The following is a 17,248-nucleotide window of genomic DNA, read 5'->3' on the forward strand; positions in this document are numbered from 1 at the left end:
CCCAAAACAATGCTTTCAATTGAAACATGACAGGAGTCAATCCGTGAGCGCTGATTCCGAAGCAGATTTAGTCAATCTTGCCCGTGAGCGCTTCGATTGCCCATGGCTGTTGGGTATCCTGCCTGATCTGGTAGACCAGAACGGGTTCGTTTCTGTCTTTCGCCCAATAGACCAGCTCCAACGGAACGTTTTGCACAAATTGGGCGGCAGCATCCTTGAGTGGGAGTGCCTGCGCTTTATCTGGAAGCACAAACGAGCTCTGCGAAAAATCACCCTCGATACGGGTCACCATCCCGCTAGTCATCTCCACCGCGACCTTGTAAGATTCGTCCAACACGGGAACCCCCTGATACATAGGCGCAAAGAGAAAGGTCGCTTGGCCCTGATTCTGACCGGCTGACTTCACCAGGACCTGATCCACATTGGCGGGGAGGTATTTCGCCAACCCGGCCAACGCTATCTTCTCTGCCTGCTGAAGCGATGACTTCGATTGGACGGCCGGCTGAAACGATCCTTCCAACGAGTAGCCGATAAAGCTGCCATCATCCGTGGTTTTCAGACGTACCCTGCGATTTTCACCTAGACTCCAGTTAAAGGAGAGCCCTTGCTCGTCGATCGTCATAAATGCTTCGCCTTTTACCTCGATGCCAAACTCTTGCTGCATGACTTGAGCAGCCGTGCCCGCATCTTTGACGATGAGCTTTTTTCCCTCTCCCCGAACGGAAGCTACCCGTTTTTCTTCCCTGCTTACCAGGAGTTCGCCTGTCTTGGCATCGACGACCGCATCGGGATCGATCCGGTACTGAAGCACGGGATGCTCCTTGCCTGCGTACACCAGTCCGAGCGTAGAGGCCAGCTTCTGAGCCGCAGCTGCCCTGTCGATCACTGGAGTCTGCGGTGTCACCCGAGGCTTCTCCACTTCGGGATAGAGCAGGAGACTTATTTTGCCGTTGTCCGGATTTATTTCCACAACCGCGCTGCTTTGCTGGAGCGGAATGCCTTGTACCAGCCGCCGAAAAGCAATGTATCCTTCTGGCTGACGCGAATGGGCAGGGTCGATCTCGTAGTCCTTGCCTTGCTCGCCGAGCTTCTCCCGCAGATAGCGCTGGGCCTGCTCTTCCAAAGCCGTCATCCTGCGCGGTGTGGCGTCCACTGTCTTGTTGGGGACAACACCTTCTCCAGTTTGAACAGTGTGTTCAGTGGGCAAGCTCCCCATGCCCGTTTCTTGGGCAGCGGGCGATTCTCCTGCAGCGAGTTTTCCTCCTGCAGTCGGCTTTTCTACTGATTCCAGCGGCTCGACGGGCGGAGCCGCAGCGGAAGCCTCCTGCCCCTCTTTCTGTTCCTGGGACAACATGGCAGAGGAAGGCTCCGCGATGGTCTGTGCCGTGTAAGTCTGCGGCAACCTCTGTGGTATCTTCTCAACCATGTATCCCTTGTTGATCCACAAGCCCATCAGCGCTGCTACGGCAATCGTTCCGATGTATGCGGCAAACTGGGTCATCCCGCTTTTTCGCTGAACACCTCTCGCTTGACGAATGAGCCGTTCCTTGCCAATCCTCTTCCAATCCTGCCGAGGCAGCCTGGCCTCCTGTTTGATTTGCCTCAGCATCTGGATGAGATCTTCATCATTTGACAAACCCATTGACCATCCCCCCTTCCTCTGACTGCGCCAGTATTTTTTTTAATGACTGTAGCCCCCGGTGACAGTCCACTCTCACCTTTGTCTCCGGGATGGAGAGGATTTCAGCTGTTTCCTTCACACTGTACTCCTCAATGTATCGGAGAATCACGATGATGCGAAGCTGCGGCTTCAGCTTTTGCAGCGCTTGCTGGATGTGACGCATCTCCTCCTTCAGCTCCAATTCCGGTTCCGGCAGTCCTTCTTTGGTCACGAGACGGGCCAGCCAGTTGTCCGAAAACAGCCGCTGCCACCTCCGCTTGCGGTATTGATCGATCGCCACGTATTTGGCAATCGTGAACAGCCATGTCTTCATCGTCACACGCCCATCGTACTGCGGCAGTACCTTTAACAGTCGTGAAAACACTTCCTGCGTCAGATCTTCAGCGTCCTCCTGCCTATTCGTAAAGTACAGCAGGAAATAGTAAATAGCGTCGTAATACGTTTCGTAAATCTCGCTGATCCGCTTTTCCAGATCATCTGACAACAGACTCCCTCCCCGTCTTCTGAACCTATCACGGGTTCCTACTCTTCCTCTCCATAGCGGTACAGCTCACCGGTGATCGCATCCACCTCGTAATCCATATCGGTCATTGCATAAACCAGCCTGGTGGCCTTCTCCTCGGTTCCCTCGTCCAAGGTATAATTGAGCTGGAGCGGATATTTTTTGAGGTATTTTTGGGCCGCTGCTTCCGGTGAGATCGCTTTCTTGGGGTCAGGAAGCGACGACAGCTGCGAGTCCATATCCTGGAGCCTCCAGTCGAGCTGAAGAACTTTTCCGGTCACCGCGTCGACATCGGCCAGCAGCATCGTGTCTTCAACCGGAATCCCGCCATGAGTCAAGCTGAACTGAAAGGTGTGGAGCAGCTTGCTTTCATCGTATTGAGAATAATGTTCGGCTCCCAGTCTCATCACCTCTTTGATATCCAAAGGCAAATATTCCGACAGCTCTGCCACAGCGATTTTCAATGCCTGCTCGGCGTTCAGCTTCTTGTCTGCCCCGTTTTTCTGCCGGCCGTCCAGTACTTGATACCGCGTGATTTTTCCTGTTTGTTTGTCCGCATACAAGGAGCCGATGATCCCCGTCTCTGTCTGCCAGAGATAATTCGTCTCTTTCCCCTCCTCCACTTCCTGGAACGCCACGCGTCCTTTCGTAAAGTCAAAGCCGGTTTTGGCAGCGAGAAATGAAGCGGCCTCCTCTTTTGTTTTCACAGCCGGCTGTAAGCCCTTTGGCTGGATTTTCACCATCTGGCTCTGACTGCCGCCGGAATCCGAACGAGCTTTTCCCGTACGCGCATCGATGTCTCCTGACGTCGGCCGATAGAGAAGTCTGATGGTTTTTCCATCTGTCTCACGTGCGTATACGAGCTTCATGTGGGCAGCAAACGTCTTTTCCACCTGCTCCTTGGGCAAGGCTTCTTTCGGATCGTCAAACGTGATGTTCGGCTCCTTGCTGAGGACCACTTTTCTTCGGTTGCCATCCACTGCCTTTGAGTGCATGTAGCCGTCACTGTCCACCGTAAGAATGACCGTATCATTGCGAAAAGGAATGCCGTTTACCATTTTATGGAATATAACAGAGGTTTTGCCCATATCCACTGTCTCATTCACCTGATAGCCGCCCATATCCTCCCCGTACCACGCTTTCATGAAGGCAACGGCTGCTTCCTTGGCTTTTTCGGGCGGATACGTAGATTGGAAACCTCCAGTCCCTTTTACATGGCGAAAGGTAAGGGGGTCTCCTGTCTGCTGATCAAAGGTGAAAGAGACGTTTGGGATCTTCTTCTCCTGAGACTGGTACTTTGTTACGATAAGCAATGCCTCTTTCTCATCCAGCTTTACTTCCAGGATGGGGTAATCCTTCAGATAAGGAAGCAAGCGATTGGCCTTTTCCAACCCTTTTTCAATTTTCTCCATCAGTTGAGGGTCGATCTGTGCCGACGCATTGCTTTCTGCTTTTGCCGAAGCAGAGACATTCGTTGAACTCGCGCCAATCGGGGTCGCCGCCACCATACTGGCAGCGAGCAGTACCAACATGCCTTGTGAAAATGTTTTCATGGTATTCTCCTCACTTTTTTGATTACTTCTTGTGTTTTTTTCCTTTTTTGTTTGAACTCACCCCTTATTCGAATGAAGTCGTTTTTCGTTTCAACTTTTACCAAAAAAATTTCTAAACGTGGACTAAAACCGTATGCTGTCAGCAAAAAAACATCCCGCCACTTGAAAAGTGAAACGGGATGCTGTATTTTGCTATTTGCCCTTACCGGATGACTGCTTTACCGGTGATAGCATCCAGATGGATGATGCGTTCGGCATATTCCTCGTTCATCGGCACATAAATCAGCTTGGGCTCCACCAGCTTCTCTCCCTCTACCCCCTTCAGGGTATAGGCCAGTTGAAGCGGCATGATGTTCAGGTAGGCTTGAGCAGCCTGCTCGACAGAAATTGCCCGCTTCTTGTCAGGGAGCGCCACTGCAGCGGTCATATCGGTTCTGTTCAAGAATCCATTCGCTTTTCCTGTTGACGGGTCGACCGTGACAATATACGCTTCGTTCGCATTTTGCTCAAGAACAGGTACGCCCTCATGACTCTTGATGAATTCAAACTGCCAGTCGCCGGAAGAGACGGGAGTAGACTGGCCCGGCTCTATCACCTGACTGAGCTGTACTTCTTCTACACCGGGGTCTGTATACGTTTTGAGGACACGAATCGCTTCCTGGAAGGCATCCTGCTGTGAGACCGTGATCTGAGTGTCTGTTCGCGGAATTTCCACCTGAATGACACGCCCTGTCTGTCCATCCGTGACGACTTCCAATCGCTTCTGATCTTTTGTCTCCCATTTGTATACTTTCTGTTTTCTACCGTCTTCTCGGTCATATTCATGCAGTTTCAATCCCTGAAGATGGACGCCCCATTCATCTGTCAGCAATCTGGCGGCTTCTTCCTTCGTTTTGACAGCGGGTTGATCAGGCTTTCCTGTCCCCATACGGATTGGTTCGTGCGTGGAGAGTTGATCATACTCCATCCCGTTGTTCCCCAGTCCGTATCTGATTTTTCCTGTCTCCGCATCAATATACCAGTAGAGTGAGCGAGTATCTCCCATCTGCAGATAAGCAACGGCGGGTGTGTATTCCAGCAACGGACCGGCCTCGACCGGCTCGCGGGTAACCGGGTCCCGCTTGAAGACGACGTTTTCGATATAGCGCAGCTTCATGTTCTCGGCTACAGCCTGTTTGGCGTCTTGCAAGGGCAACGCCTTTGACGGGTCGGGCAGACGCGCCAGATCGATCTGATCCACCGACTTCCCGTAGCCCAATACACGCCCCTCCCTGTCGACAGCTACGTACAGATGATCCTCCAACACCGGAAGACCATCATGATAGCGCCTGTACCGAGGGATATCGGTATTACCCGTTTCGCGATAGTTTTTCCAGTCTTTCTCCAGGATCTGCTGTAAAAACTGATTGGCTTTTTCGAGCGCGAGCGATTTTGGCGCCCATTCCGGCGGATCGACCTGATCACCCATTCTCCCAACCTGGTAGGAAAGCAGTGTATGACCGTCTCTCCCCACACTGACCAGGGCGGTATGCCCTTTTTTGTCTGCTCCCGCCAATGTCAGCGCATGGCCGGAAGATGAGGCATCTTTGTTTGCCAGCACATAATCAGCTTTCCATTCAGGAAGTGCTTTCTCCAGTTTGGCCAGGAGTGCTTGCTCGTCCTGGTTGATATAACCGTAGGATACGATGCGGCCGGAACCGTCTACCCATACCGAGAGATCGGAAGACGTGGCCCCTTTTCCGTTCCCCGTCTGTTTAAAGGCGACATACATGCCGTTCACATCCAGCTCCAGGTAGCCATTCTGGGGGCGATAAATTTCCCTCGCGGCCACCTGTCGGTACTGCTCGCTTTTCTCTCCGAGGAATGTGCGGAGAAACGCAGTTGCTTTCTCTTTTGCCATCTCTTCCGACGGCGCTTGCAGGTCCGTTTCGCCCGTCGTCCATTTAAAAACTTCCACATCCTGACTGGTCCGATTAATCGCCACTTTGGCAAACTCACGGTCGCTTTTTCTCAGTACGGCTTGAATCGTCCCTGAGGCTGTGTCCTTTATTTCCAGCTGATAGCTGCTGAGCTCTGGGATTGCTGTTTGGAGCGGCTGCAATGCCTTTTGCACCATTGCCTTGGCTTTTTGTTCCGATAGAATGGAGGCCGATTGCTGCCAGCCCTCCTTAAACTCCGCAGGCATCCCGGTCCACACACCGAGGGCAAGCGCCAGGCAAGCTGCAATCGTTCCAAACATGTATATCCGGCTAGACTTTTTTCGCCTGGTTGCCAACTGATCGTAAATTCGTTTCTCCAATTCGGGCGTGAATGTCACATCCTGTACCACTTTACGGCTGGAATTTTGGACCGCTTCGCGAAGCTCTTTGTCTACGTCCATTCCAATCCCTCCTTTTCCAACAGTGTCCTGAATTGTTTGCGCGCCCGTGACAGCTTCGCCCGCACTACCTCTTCCGATACATCCATCACCTGCGCGATTTCTTTAATTCGCAAGTCTTCATAGTAATGAAGCACAATCACTTGCCTGTACCGCGGTGACATCGCCATGACTCTCTCCGCAATTTGTTCTTTGGTCCAATTTCCGATTACGGCTTGCTCTACCCGCTCGTCGTCCTCGCGATCCGGGAGTCCATCTTTGAGGAAGGTCGAGAAGATGCGGCGAAAGGACCAGGAACGCAGGTATTTTTTTGACTCGTTGATGGCAATCCGATACAACCAGGTTTTCATGTTGCTCTCCGCCCGAAAGGTATGCAAGCTGCGAAATGCCTTCAGGAAAACCTCTTGGGTAATATCCTCTGCCATGCTGCGGTCTTTGACGATGAGATAGACCATCTGAATGATTTTGTCTCCGTACTGTCTCATCATCTGTTCCAAGACAGCCTCATGGGTCATGCGAAGCGCCTGATCCGCCTGATTGGTATCTTGGTACACGCTCATAGATCCCCTTCCCGTCATATGGCCCTGACCCTCTCTGTTCCCCATCGGTCCAAAAGACGACAGATGCTTTTCAAACCTTGTCTGTTATCCTGAAGCATTCCTATTTCGCCAACCCGTTTTCCGGGGTCGCCAAAAAATTCCAAAAGATTCCATTTTTATTAATTTTTCCGATCACTGTCGGTTTTCCCGGTTTGGTAAACGTGTACGTATCGTACTGTACCGCTACGCTGTACCCGGTCAAATCAAGCTGAAAATGCTTTTTCACAAGCGGGTTGGCAGCCACAATGGCTTTTTCTGTTGTATAGAACGGTTTTGCAAATACCTTCGGAATGTCTTGTTGGTTGACAAATTTATCTCCACTGATTTCCGCAAGCTTATCCAGTGATACCGCTTTGCCTGTGTCTGCCCCGATCTCTACACCGTAATTCCCTCCCGCATCCCTAAACGCCCAGACCTTACTGATGAATTCCTGCGGATGATGATAGAGCGTGACCGCGGGATAGAGTGAACTTCCTTGGTTACCGGATAAAGCCTTCAGCGTCTGCTGAGCGGTTTGGACGACTTGCGGGGGGACCTCCTGAAGTGAATAGCTCATGTTTGCAGAAATCACCTTCCCCGTTTGCGGATCGATCGACACATATCCTTTTTCTCCCAAAAACGACCAAATGTTTTCCTTTTCCCATTTTATCCGCTCTACCTCACTTACTGAAAACTCTTTCTTGGGATCGAGCTCCTTCAGCGTGTTTTGGAAAGTCTTTCTCAACTCCGAATTGATTTCGTCGAGAGTGAATTTCACGCGCACAGAGACAATCTCACCCTTGTCTTTGGTAACAAGAACTGTCCCTCTGTTGTTTTTCGCCGCCAGTACCCAGCAGTCCTGATTGGCCCCTCTGACCTCATCCATCTCGATAACCTTTCCCTCTGCCAGCGCCTGCATGGCTTGCCTTGCCGCCTCAACAACTTTCGGGTCCAGCTCGGCAATCGTTTTCCATTGTTCAGCTGGTGCCGGTGTGGGATTGGCTGCCTGTGCTGTAAAAGGCATGCCGGAAAGTGTCGGGGCAGCGGTGGCGAACAGGGCGAGCAAGCTTATGGAAACGAGTGATTTTTTCATCTGGAATCATCCTTTCTGTTTTCGATTCATCCATTTGATCCAGCTACAGGGATTTTGTGACACTCACTCGTATGAGAAATAGCAAAAACGCGGATATGTTGATGTGCAACCGCGTTTTTCCTGTCTTCGGTCTGTTCTTTTGAACATTTGCTTTTGCTTCTCTCCTGACCTTAGTTCGTGTCAACGAGGCTGTAGGGAGAAGAATCATGTTTCCCTGCTTGGCTCCGTATTCCGCTCCGCAAAGGAGGTTCAACTGTCCGCTCCACAGGGAAACATGATTCTTCTCCGGACATACTGCTTCTTCCTTGCTTTTTTAAATGATAAAAGCAAGATCATTTCATTTGAAAAGAAAGTTCATTTTGAAAAAAATTAACAGTCATTTCCATTCATACTGCTAAAGTGATAAAATTGAAACAAATCAATAAATGAACTTGAAAGGGGTCTGAATACATTTGAGGATTTTATTTACAACTCTTTTTGTGTTGTTTAGTCTCACTGCCTGTTCATCTGACGTTTCCAATGAAGAGCTAAATGAACAAGCTAAAAAATTATTAATTGATTTTCATAAAGCTAATTACGAAGTTAAAAAAGAAGACTATATAAAAACACCCGATGACTTTACTGCTTATATATCAGTAATACAAAAAAAAGTAACACCTTATCTAACAGGGAAAGAAATAGAATATCTGGATAAAGAAAGCGTAGGTTTTATCGCTGCCTATTTAGCTTATAATGACATCTTTTTAACTGTAGAAGGTATCGAAATTACTGATTTCAAAAGAGATACGGTATCCGGATCAATTGACATTAGTTACAAGATTTCTTTAAAAAACTTAGCTAAAAATGATGTCATACTAGGAGTAGCTCAAGTAACTCTATTACCGGAAAATGAAACTTTTAAAATTGATAGGTATTGGGATGATTTCAAGATTACACAATTTATTAATATTAAATCAGATGAATGAATTGTTGAAACATTAAAATTGTTATAGCCCATTATCTGCCCGAATTCTGAAATTTGGACGTTCTCCGCTGTTGTTACATATTAACGTTTTGGAGGTTGAAGAAAACTAAGGTAAAATGTCCTTCTGTCTTAGGTAATATATCTTTTCCACCAAAAATGCTATCAATCATTGTCATCAGATTCGCGGGAAAAAGGAGCGCAGCTATGGGATGACTCCGAAGCGATGCGGCTTTTGCGATCCCCTGCGAATCCCCCAGGAGCGGACAGTGTATACTCCCTAGCGGGCGGAATACGAAGCTTAGCAGGGAAACATGCTTCTTCTCGCTACGGCCCCGTCTCCACAAAAAACCACCTCCAACAGGTGGTCTCCGCAAACAATCTTACAGATTAAACCGATAGCCGACGCCCCAGATCGTCTCAATATACTGCGGCTTGGACGGATTCGCCTCGATTTTCTCACGAAGCTTGCTGATATGAACGGTCACGGTGGCAATATCGCCCAGTGAATCGAGTCCCCAAATTTTTTCGAACAGCTCATCCTTGCTAAACACTCGGTTGGGGTTCATCAGCAAAAACAGCAAGAGGTCGTATTCTTTGGTGGTAAACAGGACTTCTTTTTCATTCACGAACACTTTTCGGGAAAGCTTGTCAACGCGAATCCCTCTGATGTTGATCTCGTCTTTTTTGCGTTCGTCGCTGCCGATTAATCGATCGTAACGGGCCAGATGGGCTTTGACCCTGGCGACAAGCTCCCCCACGCTAAAAGGCTTGATCACATAATCATCCGCCCCCATGCCCAAACCGCGAATTTTATCCACTTCTTCTTTTTTGGCCGAGACCATCAAAATGGGGATATTTTTTTCCCGCCGCACCTGTTTGCAGATGTCGTAGCCGTCCGTATGCGGCAGCATCAGATCAAGAATAATCAGGTCGTACGGGTGATTCAGCGCCATTTGCAGCCCGACATCGCCGCTCTGTGCCACGTCAGCCGAAAAACCGCTCGCCTCCAAATAATCCTTCTGCACTTCTGCAATGACGGGATCATCCTCAATGATTAAGATCCTTTTCATATTCGCTCACCACTTGCCCCGTTTGTTTTTGGGAGGGTAAAAAAGATACGGGTTCCTTCTCCCTGCTTGCTTTCCGCCCATACCTGTCCACCATGCTCTTCCACGATCTGTTTCACGATGGCGAGTCCCAAACCGCTGCCCCCGTTCTTCGACTGACGGGATGGTTCCGCCCGGTAAAACCGCTCAAAAATATGCGGCAGCGCTTCGCTCGTGATGCCCACCCCGTTATCTTCGATGACTACGGTAACCTGTTTTTCGCTATCTCGCAGCCCCAGCCGGATTTCTTTGCTTTCTCCTTGCATATAGTTGACACTGTTATTGACGATGTTCGTCATGACTCTGCTCAGCTTCTCGCGGTCTGCCAGAACGTATACGGATGGATTAACGCCAGGGGAAAAGTAAAAGGAGATTCCCTGTTTTCGCGGATCATGCCGCAGCTCTTCGACGAAGTCGGTCAAATACGCGACCAGATCAATCTGTTCAAAGTGAAAAGGCAGCCGTTTCAAATCGAGCTTGGAAAACAGAAACAGTTCATCGATCAACCGGTCCATTTCCGTCGCTTTTTTATAAATCATACGCATGTATTTTTCCTGCTTTTCCTGTGTGTCGGCAATGCCGTCCAGCACCCCTTCGACACATCCCTTGATACCGGTGATCGGGGTTTTCAGATCATGGGAGATGTTCGAGATCAGCTCTTTTCGATTCTCTTCGTACTGCAGCTGCAGATGGATCGACTCTTTTAAACGGCAGCGCATTTCTTCAAAGGCGGCACTCAGTTCGCCAATCTCATCCTTCCGTTTTAGCCCTACTTCGTAATCGAGATTTCCTTCCTTGATGTGTTCTGTCGCTCGTTTCAATGCATATAAAGGCTTGATGATGCTGCGGGAAATCAAATAGGTTAACAAGGCATTGGTTAAACCAATCACGATTAGAAAAGTAAGAAAGAAGGCAGGAATCACTTTTTTGAATGTCTGAAAGAGCGATTTTGTATCCGTGAACAGATAGATGGTGCCCGGACGATGATCCTGGAACGGAAATTCGTAGGTATTGACGGCCAGATGTCCATCCATTTCTCTGCCGTGAAAATTCATTTTGTCTCGTTGCTTCGAACCTGACTGAAGCTCGGCGGCCCAATCCACCCCCTCCAGAAAAGAAGAGACATAGATCACGCTATCCTCTTTTAACACGACAAATCCAGATTGAAGCTGTTTGAACTCCGCATCTGCCTTTTCCAAAAACCCCCTGTCGGTCAATCGTTCTGGCTCATAGCGGGCCATAAACTGGAGGCCGGCAAACAGTTCGTCTCTCTGCTCCATCAGCTTTTTGATGTCCTGTCCCAGCTCCTGAGGTGTCCCCTGACGAGATTCGCTTCCTTCCTGAAAGTCCCCCAGAAAGAATCCGCTGAGCAGATAAGAAAGCGGAAAAAATATGATCATCGGAATCAAAATCATGCCGATGTAAGACAACAGCAGCTTTACCCTGATCGTCATCACGCATCTCCCGTTTGGTTAGAATTGTTTTCTCTCAAACAGGTACCACCCTGCTGTATACCCCATTATACAATTGGAAAGCAGGAAGACGAAAACGGGAAACAGGGTTTGGAAGGAAGCTGCATTTCCGATCCACATCATATGCCAATCCGTATAGCTGAAAAACGACCAGGTCGCAGCTTGCGGAAAGAGATAGGGCAACAGCTTTGCCGCCAGATACACAACCATGCACGACGCATAGGCGCCTACACTGCTATGCCAGCACAAAGAAAGAAGAACAGCGAACAGACCCATCGCCATCAGCGGGAGGGAAGCAGCCAAATAAGCACCTGCGGATTCCAAAAATCCGGAGAAGACGGCCGAACTGTCCAAAAATAGCCCCGCCAAGGTAGAGCTCACCCAAATAATCGCCAATTGGACGAAAAGAAACAGTGCCATGGCCAAAAGCTTGGAGGTAAAGATTTTTACCCGGGAGATTGGACGCACCAGTACATTTTTTAGCGCACGAGACGCTGCTTCTCCGGCAAACATGTCGGCAACCGTCATGAACAAAAACAGCGGCAGCAATACCGTGGTAAAGAGATTCAGCATCAAAAGCGGAAATGCAGTTCCCGCCCCGAAGGCGATCCCGGTATTGCTTTGAAACCGGGAAAGCAGCATCGCGGAAATGACAGGTACTAGCATAGATAGAAGAAGTACCACCTTCGTTTTCTTCTGCCAAAGCAGTTTCTCGGCCTCGTTCAGCGTACTAGCGTACAGAAGCTGCATGCGCAGTTTTCTCCTTCCTGTTTTGGATTTGGGACAGGTAAAATTGCTCCAGCGTCACCTGGCTGTTCAACAGTTCGTCAACATTTCCCTGGCTGATGAGCCTGCCATTGTTCAGAATCCCGATCCGGTTGCAGATTCGCTCCATTTCGTCGATCAAATGGCTAGAGATGACAAAAGTCACCCCTTTTTCCCGAGCAAGCTGCAGAATCAGTTCGCGAAACTCAACCACTCCCTCGATATCCAGGCCGTTCGTCGGCTCATCTAAAATGACAAGCTGCGGAGCGGACAAAAGCGCTTCCGCAAGCGCCAGCCGTTGCTTCATCCCCGTCGAAAAGCCCTTTACCTTTTCATGACGGTACGCACCCAAGCCGACCGCATCGAGAACTTCCTGGATTCTCGCCTTCGGCTGCTCCGGATAGAGCCTGGCTGCCAGCTTCAGATGATCCAGTGCGCTCAGGTACGGGTAGGCATCAGCCGTCTGGATCATGCAGCCGACCTGCGCCATCGCTTTTTCAAATTCACTCGTCAGCTCATAGCCAAACAGAATAGCACTTCCGCGATCCGCTCGGCATAAGCCGGTCATCATTTTGAGCAGCGTAGTCTTGCCCGCTCCATTTGGGCCGAATAATCCAAAGATGTCCCCTCTGGCGACTTCAAAGCTGACATCCCGTACTCCCCGGCCATTTCGATACTGTTTGGTCAGTCCCTGCACTTTGACTAGGGTTTCCACAGCAATTCTCCCCTCCGCTTTTTCGAGATGGATGGCCGGATAGCATGCACAGATGCTACCCGGCCGTTTCATTACCACGGTCTGTGTTGCTTCCCGTTTTCCCGCTGAATGGTTTCCACCTGCTTGCCGCTCAAATCGACTGTATCCGGTGTGGTTTGGTTGATGCCGTTCAACTCGACGTCCACTTTCACCTCTACCTCATGCTCTGCTCCCGCAGCGTCCTTCCCGGCGATCTTGAATACGGCTGTTTGGTGCTTCAGATAATTCTCCGCATCAATCGTCGCATCGAGATTGATTTCCTGCACGCGGATTTGATCTGTCAGCTTGGGAAAATCAACATCCAATTGCGCAGGGGCGAATGGAACCTTTTCATGTTGCTCTTTCATGCCCTCGTGATCATGCAGCGAAGCGTTCTTTACCAGCAGCGAACCGAGTGCATGAACCGCGCTCGGAATCTGGCTTCCTGACAAGTGCAGCGATACCTGCTTGCCGCCATCGGCATCATCCGTCAGCGTGACGTTGTTTCGCAGATTGCCTACGAGACCGTCAATGACGTTCTCCACTTCGGCAGCCATCTCCGGATGCTTCCCTTTTGCTTGCCATGCTGGACCTTGCTTCTCCATCACATAGTAAGTTTCGCTCTCACCGCTCTTGAACACCGTTTTATCTGCTTGGTGATAAACGTTCAAGTCATGATGATGGGTGCCATCGTCGATCTGCACCGCAGCGCTGGCCGCCTTCTGGTCACTGTTGTTCTTGAATCGCGAATCCACCGCAATCAAGCTCTTTCCGTTGTCACTGACTGTCACGTGCAGTTGTCCGCCGAGACTGTCGATCCCTTTTGTCTGTTTCCATGCGTCTTTGTAAGCCTCGTATCCGGTATAATTGGCGCTCGCTGAAAGACCGCTGGTCACCAAAAGCACCGCGCCGACGCCGATTCCGCCCGCCATTGCCAGCCATTTTTTCTTCATGGTTTTGTACCTCCGTCTGTTTTTTGGGGGAAGCTCCCTGTCTGCCAGTTCGCCTCCTGTCCTCATCCTAACCTTCGGCTCTAAAAGCGCTCTAAACAAAGTCTAAAAAAAGTGTAAAAAAGATGCGGGGGACGGAAGATTGGGGCAATACCATGGTGAAATAAAAAAAATCCCCGAGCGGGGACTGATGCAAAAAGCTTACCGATACATTTTACTTTCGTACTTTCTCCGTCCGCATCAAATCATAAGGCTTCACCGGTTTCTCCACCTTCAGCAACACGGTTTGCATGGCGTGACGCGCTTCCTCCAAAGGATTTCCCGCTTCATCCCACATCTCTTTGATCCGCTGGACGAACTTCTCCCGTTTGGGTCCGATAAATTCAACCTCTTGGCCGCGTGTAAAGTGGTTGCGCTGCTCGATTTTGGCAATGCCTGTCTCTTCATCGTACGCCAGCACCAGCCCGGAAAAATCATACGCTGTCATTTTGGGAGGAACGCCAAAAATCTGATCATCTTCCGTTGGCTGGTGAAAATAAAAGCCGGTAGTCAGCGGACGATTGGCCGCCTTCATAATCTCTTCTTTCCACTCCGGTTGAAAGACAAACGTATCCGGTTTTTCCCAATAGGCGTCAATCACCTGCCGATAGGCATTGACGACGGTGGCGACGTAATGGATGCTTTTCATTCTGCCCTCGATTTTCAGCGAGTCCACACCCGCCTCGATCATCTCAGGGATATGCTCCAGCATGCATAAATCCTTGGAGCTCATCGTAAAGACGTCATCCCCCTCAGCGAACAACGGCTGCTCGCCTCCCTCTGCTTCCTCGTACAGCTCATACTTCCAGCGGCAGGATTGGGCACAGCCGCCGCGATTGGCATCGCGATCCGTCATATGGTTGGAGAGTACGCAGCGGCCCGAATACGATATGCACATGGCGCCGTGTACGAACGCTTCGATCTCGATATCGACATGCTGTTTGATCTCCCGAATTTCCTGGAGCGAGACCTCACGTGCCAGCACGACGCGGGGAATCCCTTCCTCCGCCCAGAACTGCACCGCTTGCCAGTTGGTGATGGACGCCTGTGTACTGATATGCACCTCCAGATCGGGAGCTGCTTCCCGGCACACATCTACGATAGCGGGATCGGCAATAATCACCGCATCGATGCCAATTTGCTGCAGCCTCTGAAAATACTCCGCCATCCCTGCAAAATCTTCGTTATGCGCCATGATGTTGGACGCCACATACACCTTCGCTCCCCGTTCGTGGGCAAAGGCTACACCCTCCTGCATATCTTCGAAGGTGAAGTTTCCCGCCTTTGCTCGCAGCCCGTATTGCTGCCCGCCGATGTAGACGGCATCCGCACCGTAAAGTACGGCGAACTTCAGCTTTTCCAGATTGCCGGCAGGAGCGAGCAATTCCGGTTTTTTGGCCATCTTCTGATTCGTCATTGCAACTCCACTCCTCTCCTAGTAAACCTGCCCCCGAAAATAAAAGCCTGTCCCCAGCGGACGACCTGCCGGCTGAATCGCTTGCAGCTCTTCCATCCATGCCGGATCTTGCGCGGCCTCCGGATTTTCTGAAAGCAGATCGATGGCCTCACGATAGATGGACACCACGCGGCAATTGTACGAGAGCGGCTTGCCCAGCGTTTCCACATACAATGAATTGATCCCGCTTTGGACGAGCGTCCCGAGGTGCTCCAGCATGCAGATATCCTCGTGGCTCATTACATGGGTGCCGTTCCTGTCCTCGAAGATCGGGTAGTGCTGCCCGCCCCGCGAATTTTCCTTCAGGAACATCTCCTTTTCCCTGTCATCGCTCTCTCCGCTCTCCTGCAGATGCAGGTAATTGCTGACCAAGGAGCGCTTCGAATGAAAAATGCAGGTCATACCGTGAACCTGCACCTGAATCGGAATCTGACTTTGCTCTTTAATGCCGATCACCTCCTGCATCGAGAGTTCGCGCGCCAGCAGAGCGCTGCTCGCCCCTCGCTTTGCCCAGAAATTCACGGTCCGAAAGTTTGTTGATGTGGTTTCTGTATTCCAGTGCAGCTTCAGCGAAGGAGCTGCTTTTCTTGCCGTCATCAGCACGGCTGGATCGCCAAAGACGATGGCGTCCACCTCGTACTGCGCGAGCTGCTGCATGTACCCCTCCAGGCTGCCAAGCTCCTCGTGATGGAGCAGCGAATTGATAGAAACGTATATCTTTTTCCCCTGCGCATGAGCGATACGGGAAACCTCCCCGATCATCGGCAGTGAAAAATCCCCTGGCATGCGCAAAGAATACTGAGCAGTCCCGACGTTCACGCTATCTGCCCCGGCCGCGAACAGCTTCTCGGCTTCTTCTATGCTTCCTGCGGAGACAACTAACTCCGGTTTATGGAAATTCATGAGAATCATCCTTTCTCCCAGACAGGCTACCAGCACCATTGTATTGATCCGGTCTGGTTGGAACAATCAGGGAGTTCCCTTAATTTCCTGGGCAGGAACTCTGATTTTCCCTGACCCAAACACAAATGACCCGCAAGAGGAGCACTTTTTTCAAAATGCCCTTCTCACGGGTCACCCTTATTTAGATAACCTTGTTTTTCACTTGTCTACTTTCAGCAGCTTCATCCAGCATGCAAGCTTGTCCGGTACCCAACAACCAATGAGCCTGGGCCCAAACGTTACGCGATCCCGGCCGTGATTCCGCCATCGGCCAGAACAGGCACACCGGTCATGCAGGAAGAGAGATCCGATGCCAAAAACACCGCCACATTGGCGATTTCGACCGGCTGGATCGGGCGCCCGATGATTTGCACGTTGGCCAGTCCCTCCAGCACTTTCTCACGTCCTCCGTACAGTGCCGCATGGGCATCGTTAAAGGTCGTATCCACCCAGCCCGGGCAGATGCAGTTCACGCGGATGTTTGGCGCACAATCCAGTGCCATCGCTTTTGTCAGCTGCATGATGGCTCCCTTGCTCGCGACATAGGCCGCCAGCCTTGGCTCCGCTACAAAACTGTTGGCTGAAGCCATATTGATCACCGCCCCTTTGGCTTGCTTGCGCATATGAGGCAGGACGTACTTGGACATCAAGAATTGCGATTTTATATTCACGTTGATCGTTTTATCCCACAACTCTTCTTCCAGCTCTTCTACAGAGCCGGGGATATTCACCGCCGCATTATTGCACAGGATATCAATTTGTCCATAACGATCGATCACACTTTGGACAAATGCCTTTACGCTCTCTGTCTGGGATACATCCGTCCGAATGAAAACGACGTCGTGGCCTTGCTCCGTCAGCTCCTGCTCAAGCTGCTCTCCTTTTTCCACGAGAATGTCAGCGATGGCCACCCGGGCGCCCTCCTCTACAAATCTGCGGACGATCGCAGCTCCGATTCCCTGTGCTCCTCCTGTAACAATCGCAACCTTTGCTTGTAACATCATCTTGAATTCCACTCCTTGTTTTCATTTTGAGAT

General features: G+C 50.5%; 15 protein-coding genes. 1 reads left to right on the top strand and 14 read right to left on the bottom strand.

The genetic code is table 11. The features are described 5' to 3' along the window. Nucleotides 1–67 precede the first annotated feature (67 nt). The 6 genes from NDK47_RS23300 to NDK47_RS23325 form a co-directional block, all read right to left on the bottom strand. Complete coding sequence (locus NDK47_RS23300; RefSeq protein WP_251872124.1) at nucleotides 68–1,642, bottom strand: hypothetical protein; 1,575 nt, start codon at nucleotides 1,640–1,642, stop codon at nucleotides 68–70. Further along, nucleotides 1,626–2,165 (bottom strand): RNA polymerase sigma factor, encoded by a 540-nt coding sequence (locus NDK47_RS23305; protein WP_251872125.1) that lies wholly within the window; start codon nucleotides 2,163–2,165, stop codon nucleotides 1,626–1,628. Before NDK47_RS23305 ends, NDK47_RS23300 begins: the two co-directional genes overlap by 17 nt. A gap of 38 nt (nucleotides 2,166–2,203) precedes the next feature. Next, nucleotides 2,204–3,736, bottom strand: coding sequence for a YcdB/YcdC domain-containing protein (locus NDK47_RS23310; RefSeq protein ID WP_251872126.1), 1,533 nt, complete (start codon nucleotides 3,734–3,736; stop codon nucleotides 2,204–2,206). Between the two features lie 202 nt (nucleotides 3,737–3,938). Further along, entirely contained in the window at nucleotides 3,939–6,116 is a 2,178-nt protein-coding gene (locus NDK47_RS23315; protein ID WP_251872127.1) for a peptidase, read from the bottom strand. Then, nucleotides 6,107–6,673 (bottom strand): sigma-70 family RNA polymerase sigma factor, encoded by a 567-nt coding sequence (locus tag NDK47_RS23320; RefSeq protein ID WP_407653341.1) that lies wholly within the window; start codon nucleotides 6,671–6,673, stop codon nucleotides 6,107–6,109. The genes NDK47_RS23315 and NDK47_RS23320 overlap by 10 nt, the downstream gene beginning before the upstream one ends. Nucleotides 6,674–6,773: 100 nt before the next feature. After that, a complete protein-coding gene (locus NDK47_RS23325) occupies nucleotides 6,774–7,784 on the bottom strand; it encodes a hypothetical protein (RefSeq protein ID WP_251872128.1) in 1,011 nt (336 codons plus the stop codon). A gap of 452 nt (nucleotides 7,785–8,236) precedes the next feature. Between NDK47_RS23325 and NDK47_RS23330 the strand changes: the two genes are divergently transcribed. Next, nucleotides 8,237–8,749, top strand: a complete 513-nt coding sequence (locus NDK47_RS23330; protein WP_251872129.1) for a hypothetical protein — start codon at nucleotides 8,237–8,239, stop codon at nucleotides 8,747–8,749. 379 nt (nucleotides 8,750–9,128) lie between these two features. On the opposite strand, the gene NDK47_RS23335 is transcribed toward NDK47_RS23330, so the two are convergent. The 8 genes from NDK47_RS23335 to NDK47_RS23370 form a co-directional block, all read right to left on the bottom strand. Further along, nucleotides 9,129–9,818, bottom strand: coding sequence for a response regulator transcription factor (locus NDK47_RS23335; protein WP_251872130.1), 690 nt, complete (start codon nucleotides 9,816–9,818; stop codon nucleotides 9,129–9,131). Then, nucleotides 9,815–11,308 (bottom strand): sensor histidine kinase, encoded by a 1,494-nt coding sequence (locus tag NDK47_RS23340; RefSeq protein ID WP_251872131.1) that lies wholly within the window; start codon nucleotides 11,306–11,308, stop codon nucleotides 9,815–9,817. The genes NDK47_RS23335 and NDK47_RS23340 overlap by 4 nt, the downstream gene beginning before the upstream one ends. Nucleotides 11,309–11,326: 18 nt before the next feature. Beyond that, nucleotides 11,327–12,076 (bottom strand): ABC transporter permease, encoded by a 750-nt coding sequence (locus tag NDK47_RS23345; protein WP_251872132.1) that lies wholly within the window; start codon nucleotides 12,074–12,076, stop codon nucleotides 11,327–11,329. Beyond that, nucleotides 12,057–12,878, bottom strand: coding sequence for an ABC transporter ATP-binding protein (locus NDK47_RS23350; protein WP_322112106.1), 822 nt, complete (start codon nucleotides 12,876–12,878; stop codon nucleotides 12,057–12,059). The genes NDK47_RS23345 and NDK47_RS23350 overlap by 20 nt, the downstream gene beginning before the upstream one ends. Continuing rightward, nucleotides 12,878–13,777, bottom strand: a complete 900-nt coding sequence (locus NDK47_RS23355) for a hypothetical protein (protein WP_251872133.1) — start codon at nucleotides 13,775–13,777, stop codon at nucleotides 12,878–12,880. The genes NDK47_RS23350 and NDK47_RS23355 overlap by 1 nt, the downstream gene beginning before the upstream one ends. A gap of 211 nt (nucleotides 13,778–13,988) precedes the next feature. Next, nucleotides 13,989–15,230, bottom strand: coding sequence for a peptidase U32 family protein (locus tag NDK47_RS23360; RefSeq protein ID WP_251872134.1), 1,242 nt, complete (start codon nucleotides 15,228–15,230; stop codon nucleotides 13,989–13,991). An 18-nt stretch (nucleotides 15,231–15,248) separates the two neighbouring features. Then, nucleotides 15,249–16,172 (bottom strand): peptidase U32 family protein, encoded by a 924-nt coding sequence (locus NDK47_RS23365; RefSeq protein ID WP_251872135.1) that lies wholly within the window; start codon nucleotides 16,170–16,172, stop codon nucleotides 15,249–15,251. Between the two features lie 278 nt (nucleotides 16,173–16,450). Further along, a complete protein-coding gene (locus tag NDK47_RS23370) occupies nucleotides 16,451–17,215 on the bottom strand; it encodes an SDR family NAD(P)-dependent oxidoreductase (protein WP_251872136.1) in 765 nt (254 codons plus the stop codon). Between the last annotated feature and the right edge of the window lie 33 nt (nucleotides 17,216–17,248).

This window comes from Brevibacillus ruminantium (assembly GCF_023746555.1).
Lineage (GTDB): Bacteria > Bacillota > Bacilli > Brevibacillales > Brevibacillaceae > Brevibacillus > Brevibacillus ruminantium.

What these genes read in the sequence shown, in the direction of transcription:
- NDK47_RS23325 (WP_251872128.1), bottom strand. Translation starts at nt 7,784, where the DNA reads ATGAAAAAATCACTCGTTTCCATAAGCTTGCTCGCCCTGTTCGCCACC.
- NDK47_RS23340 (WP_251872131.1), bottom strand. Translation starts at nt 11,308, where the DNA reads ATGACGATCAGGGTAAAGCTGCTGTTGTCTTACATCGGCATGATTTTG.
- NDK47_RS23335 (WP_251872130.1), bottom strand. Translation starts at nt 9,818, where the DNA reads ATGAAAAGGATCTTAATCATTGAGGATGATCCCGTCATTGCAGAAGTG.
- NDK47_RS23355 (WP_251872133.1), bottom strand. Translation starts at nt 13,777, where the DNA reads ATGAAGAAAAAATGGCTGGCAATGGCGGGCGGAATCGGCGTCGGCGCG.
- NDK47_RS23320 (WP_407653341.1), bottom strand. Translation starts at nt 6,673, where the DNA reads ATGAGCGTGTACCAAGATACCAATCAGGCGGATCAGGCGCTTCGCATG.
- NDK47_RS23365 (WP_251872135.1), bottom strand. Translation starts at nt 16,172, where the DNA reads ATGAATTTCCATAAACCGGAGTTAGTTGTCTCCGCAGGAAGCATAGAA.
- NDK47_RS23310 (WP_251872126.1), bottom strand. Translation starts at nt 3,736, where the DNA reads ATGAAAACATTTTCACAAGGCATGTTGGTACTGCTCGCTGCCAGTATG.
- NDK47_RS23360 (WP_251872134.1), bottom strand. Translation starts at nt 15,230, where the DNA reads ATGACGAATCAGAAGATGGCCAAAAAACCGGAATTGCTCGCTCCTGCC.
- NDK47_RS23345 (WP_251872132.1), bottom strand. Translation starts at nt 12,076, where the DNA reads ATGCAGCTTCTGTACGCTAGTACGCTGAACGAGGCCGAGAAACTGCTT.
- NDK47_RS23370 (WP_251872136.1), bottom strand. Translation starts at nt 17,215, where the DNA reads ATGATGTTACAAGCAAAGGTTGCGATTGTTACAGGAGGAGCACAGGGA.
- NDK47_RS23315 (WP_251872127.1), bottom strand. Translation starts at nt 6,116, where the DNA reads ATGGACGTAGACAAAGAGCTTCGCGAAGCGGTCCAAAATTCCAGCCGT.
- NDK47_RS23350 (WP_322112106.1), bottom strand. Translation starts at nt 12,878, where the DNA reads ATGAAACGGCCGGGTAGCATCTGTGCATGCTATCCGGCCATCCATCTC.
- NDK47_RS23300 (WP_251872124.1), bottom strand. Translation starts at nt 1,642, where the DNA reads ATGGGTTTGTCAAATGATGAAGATCTCATCCAGATGCTGAGGCAAATC.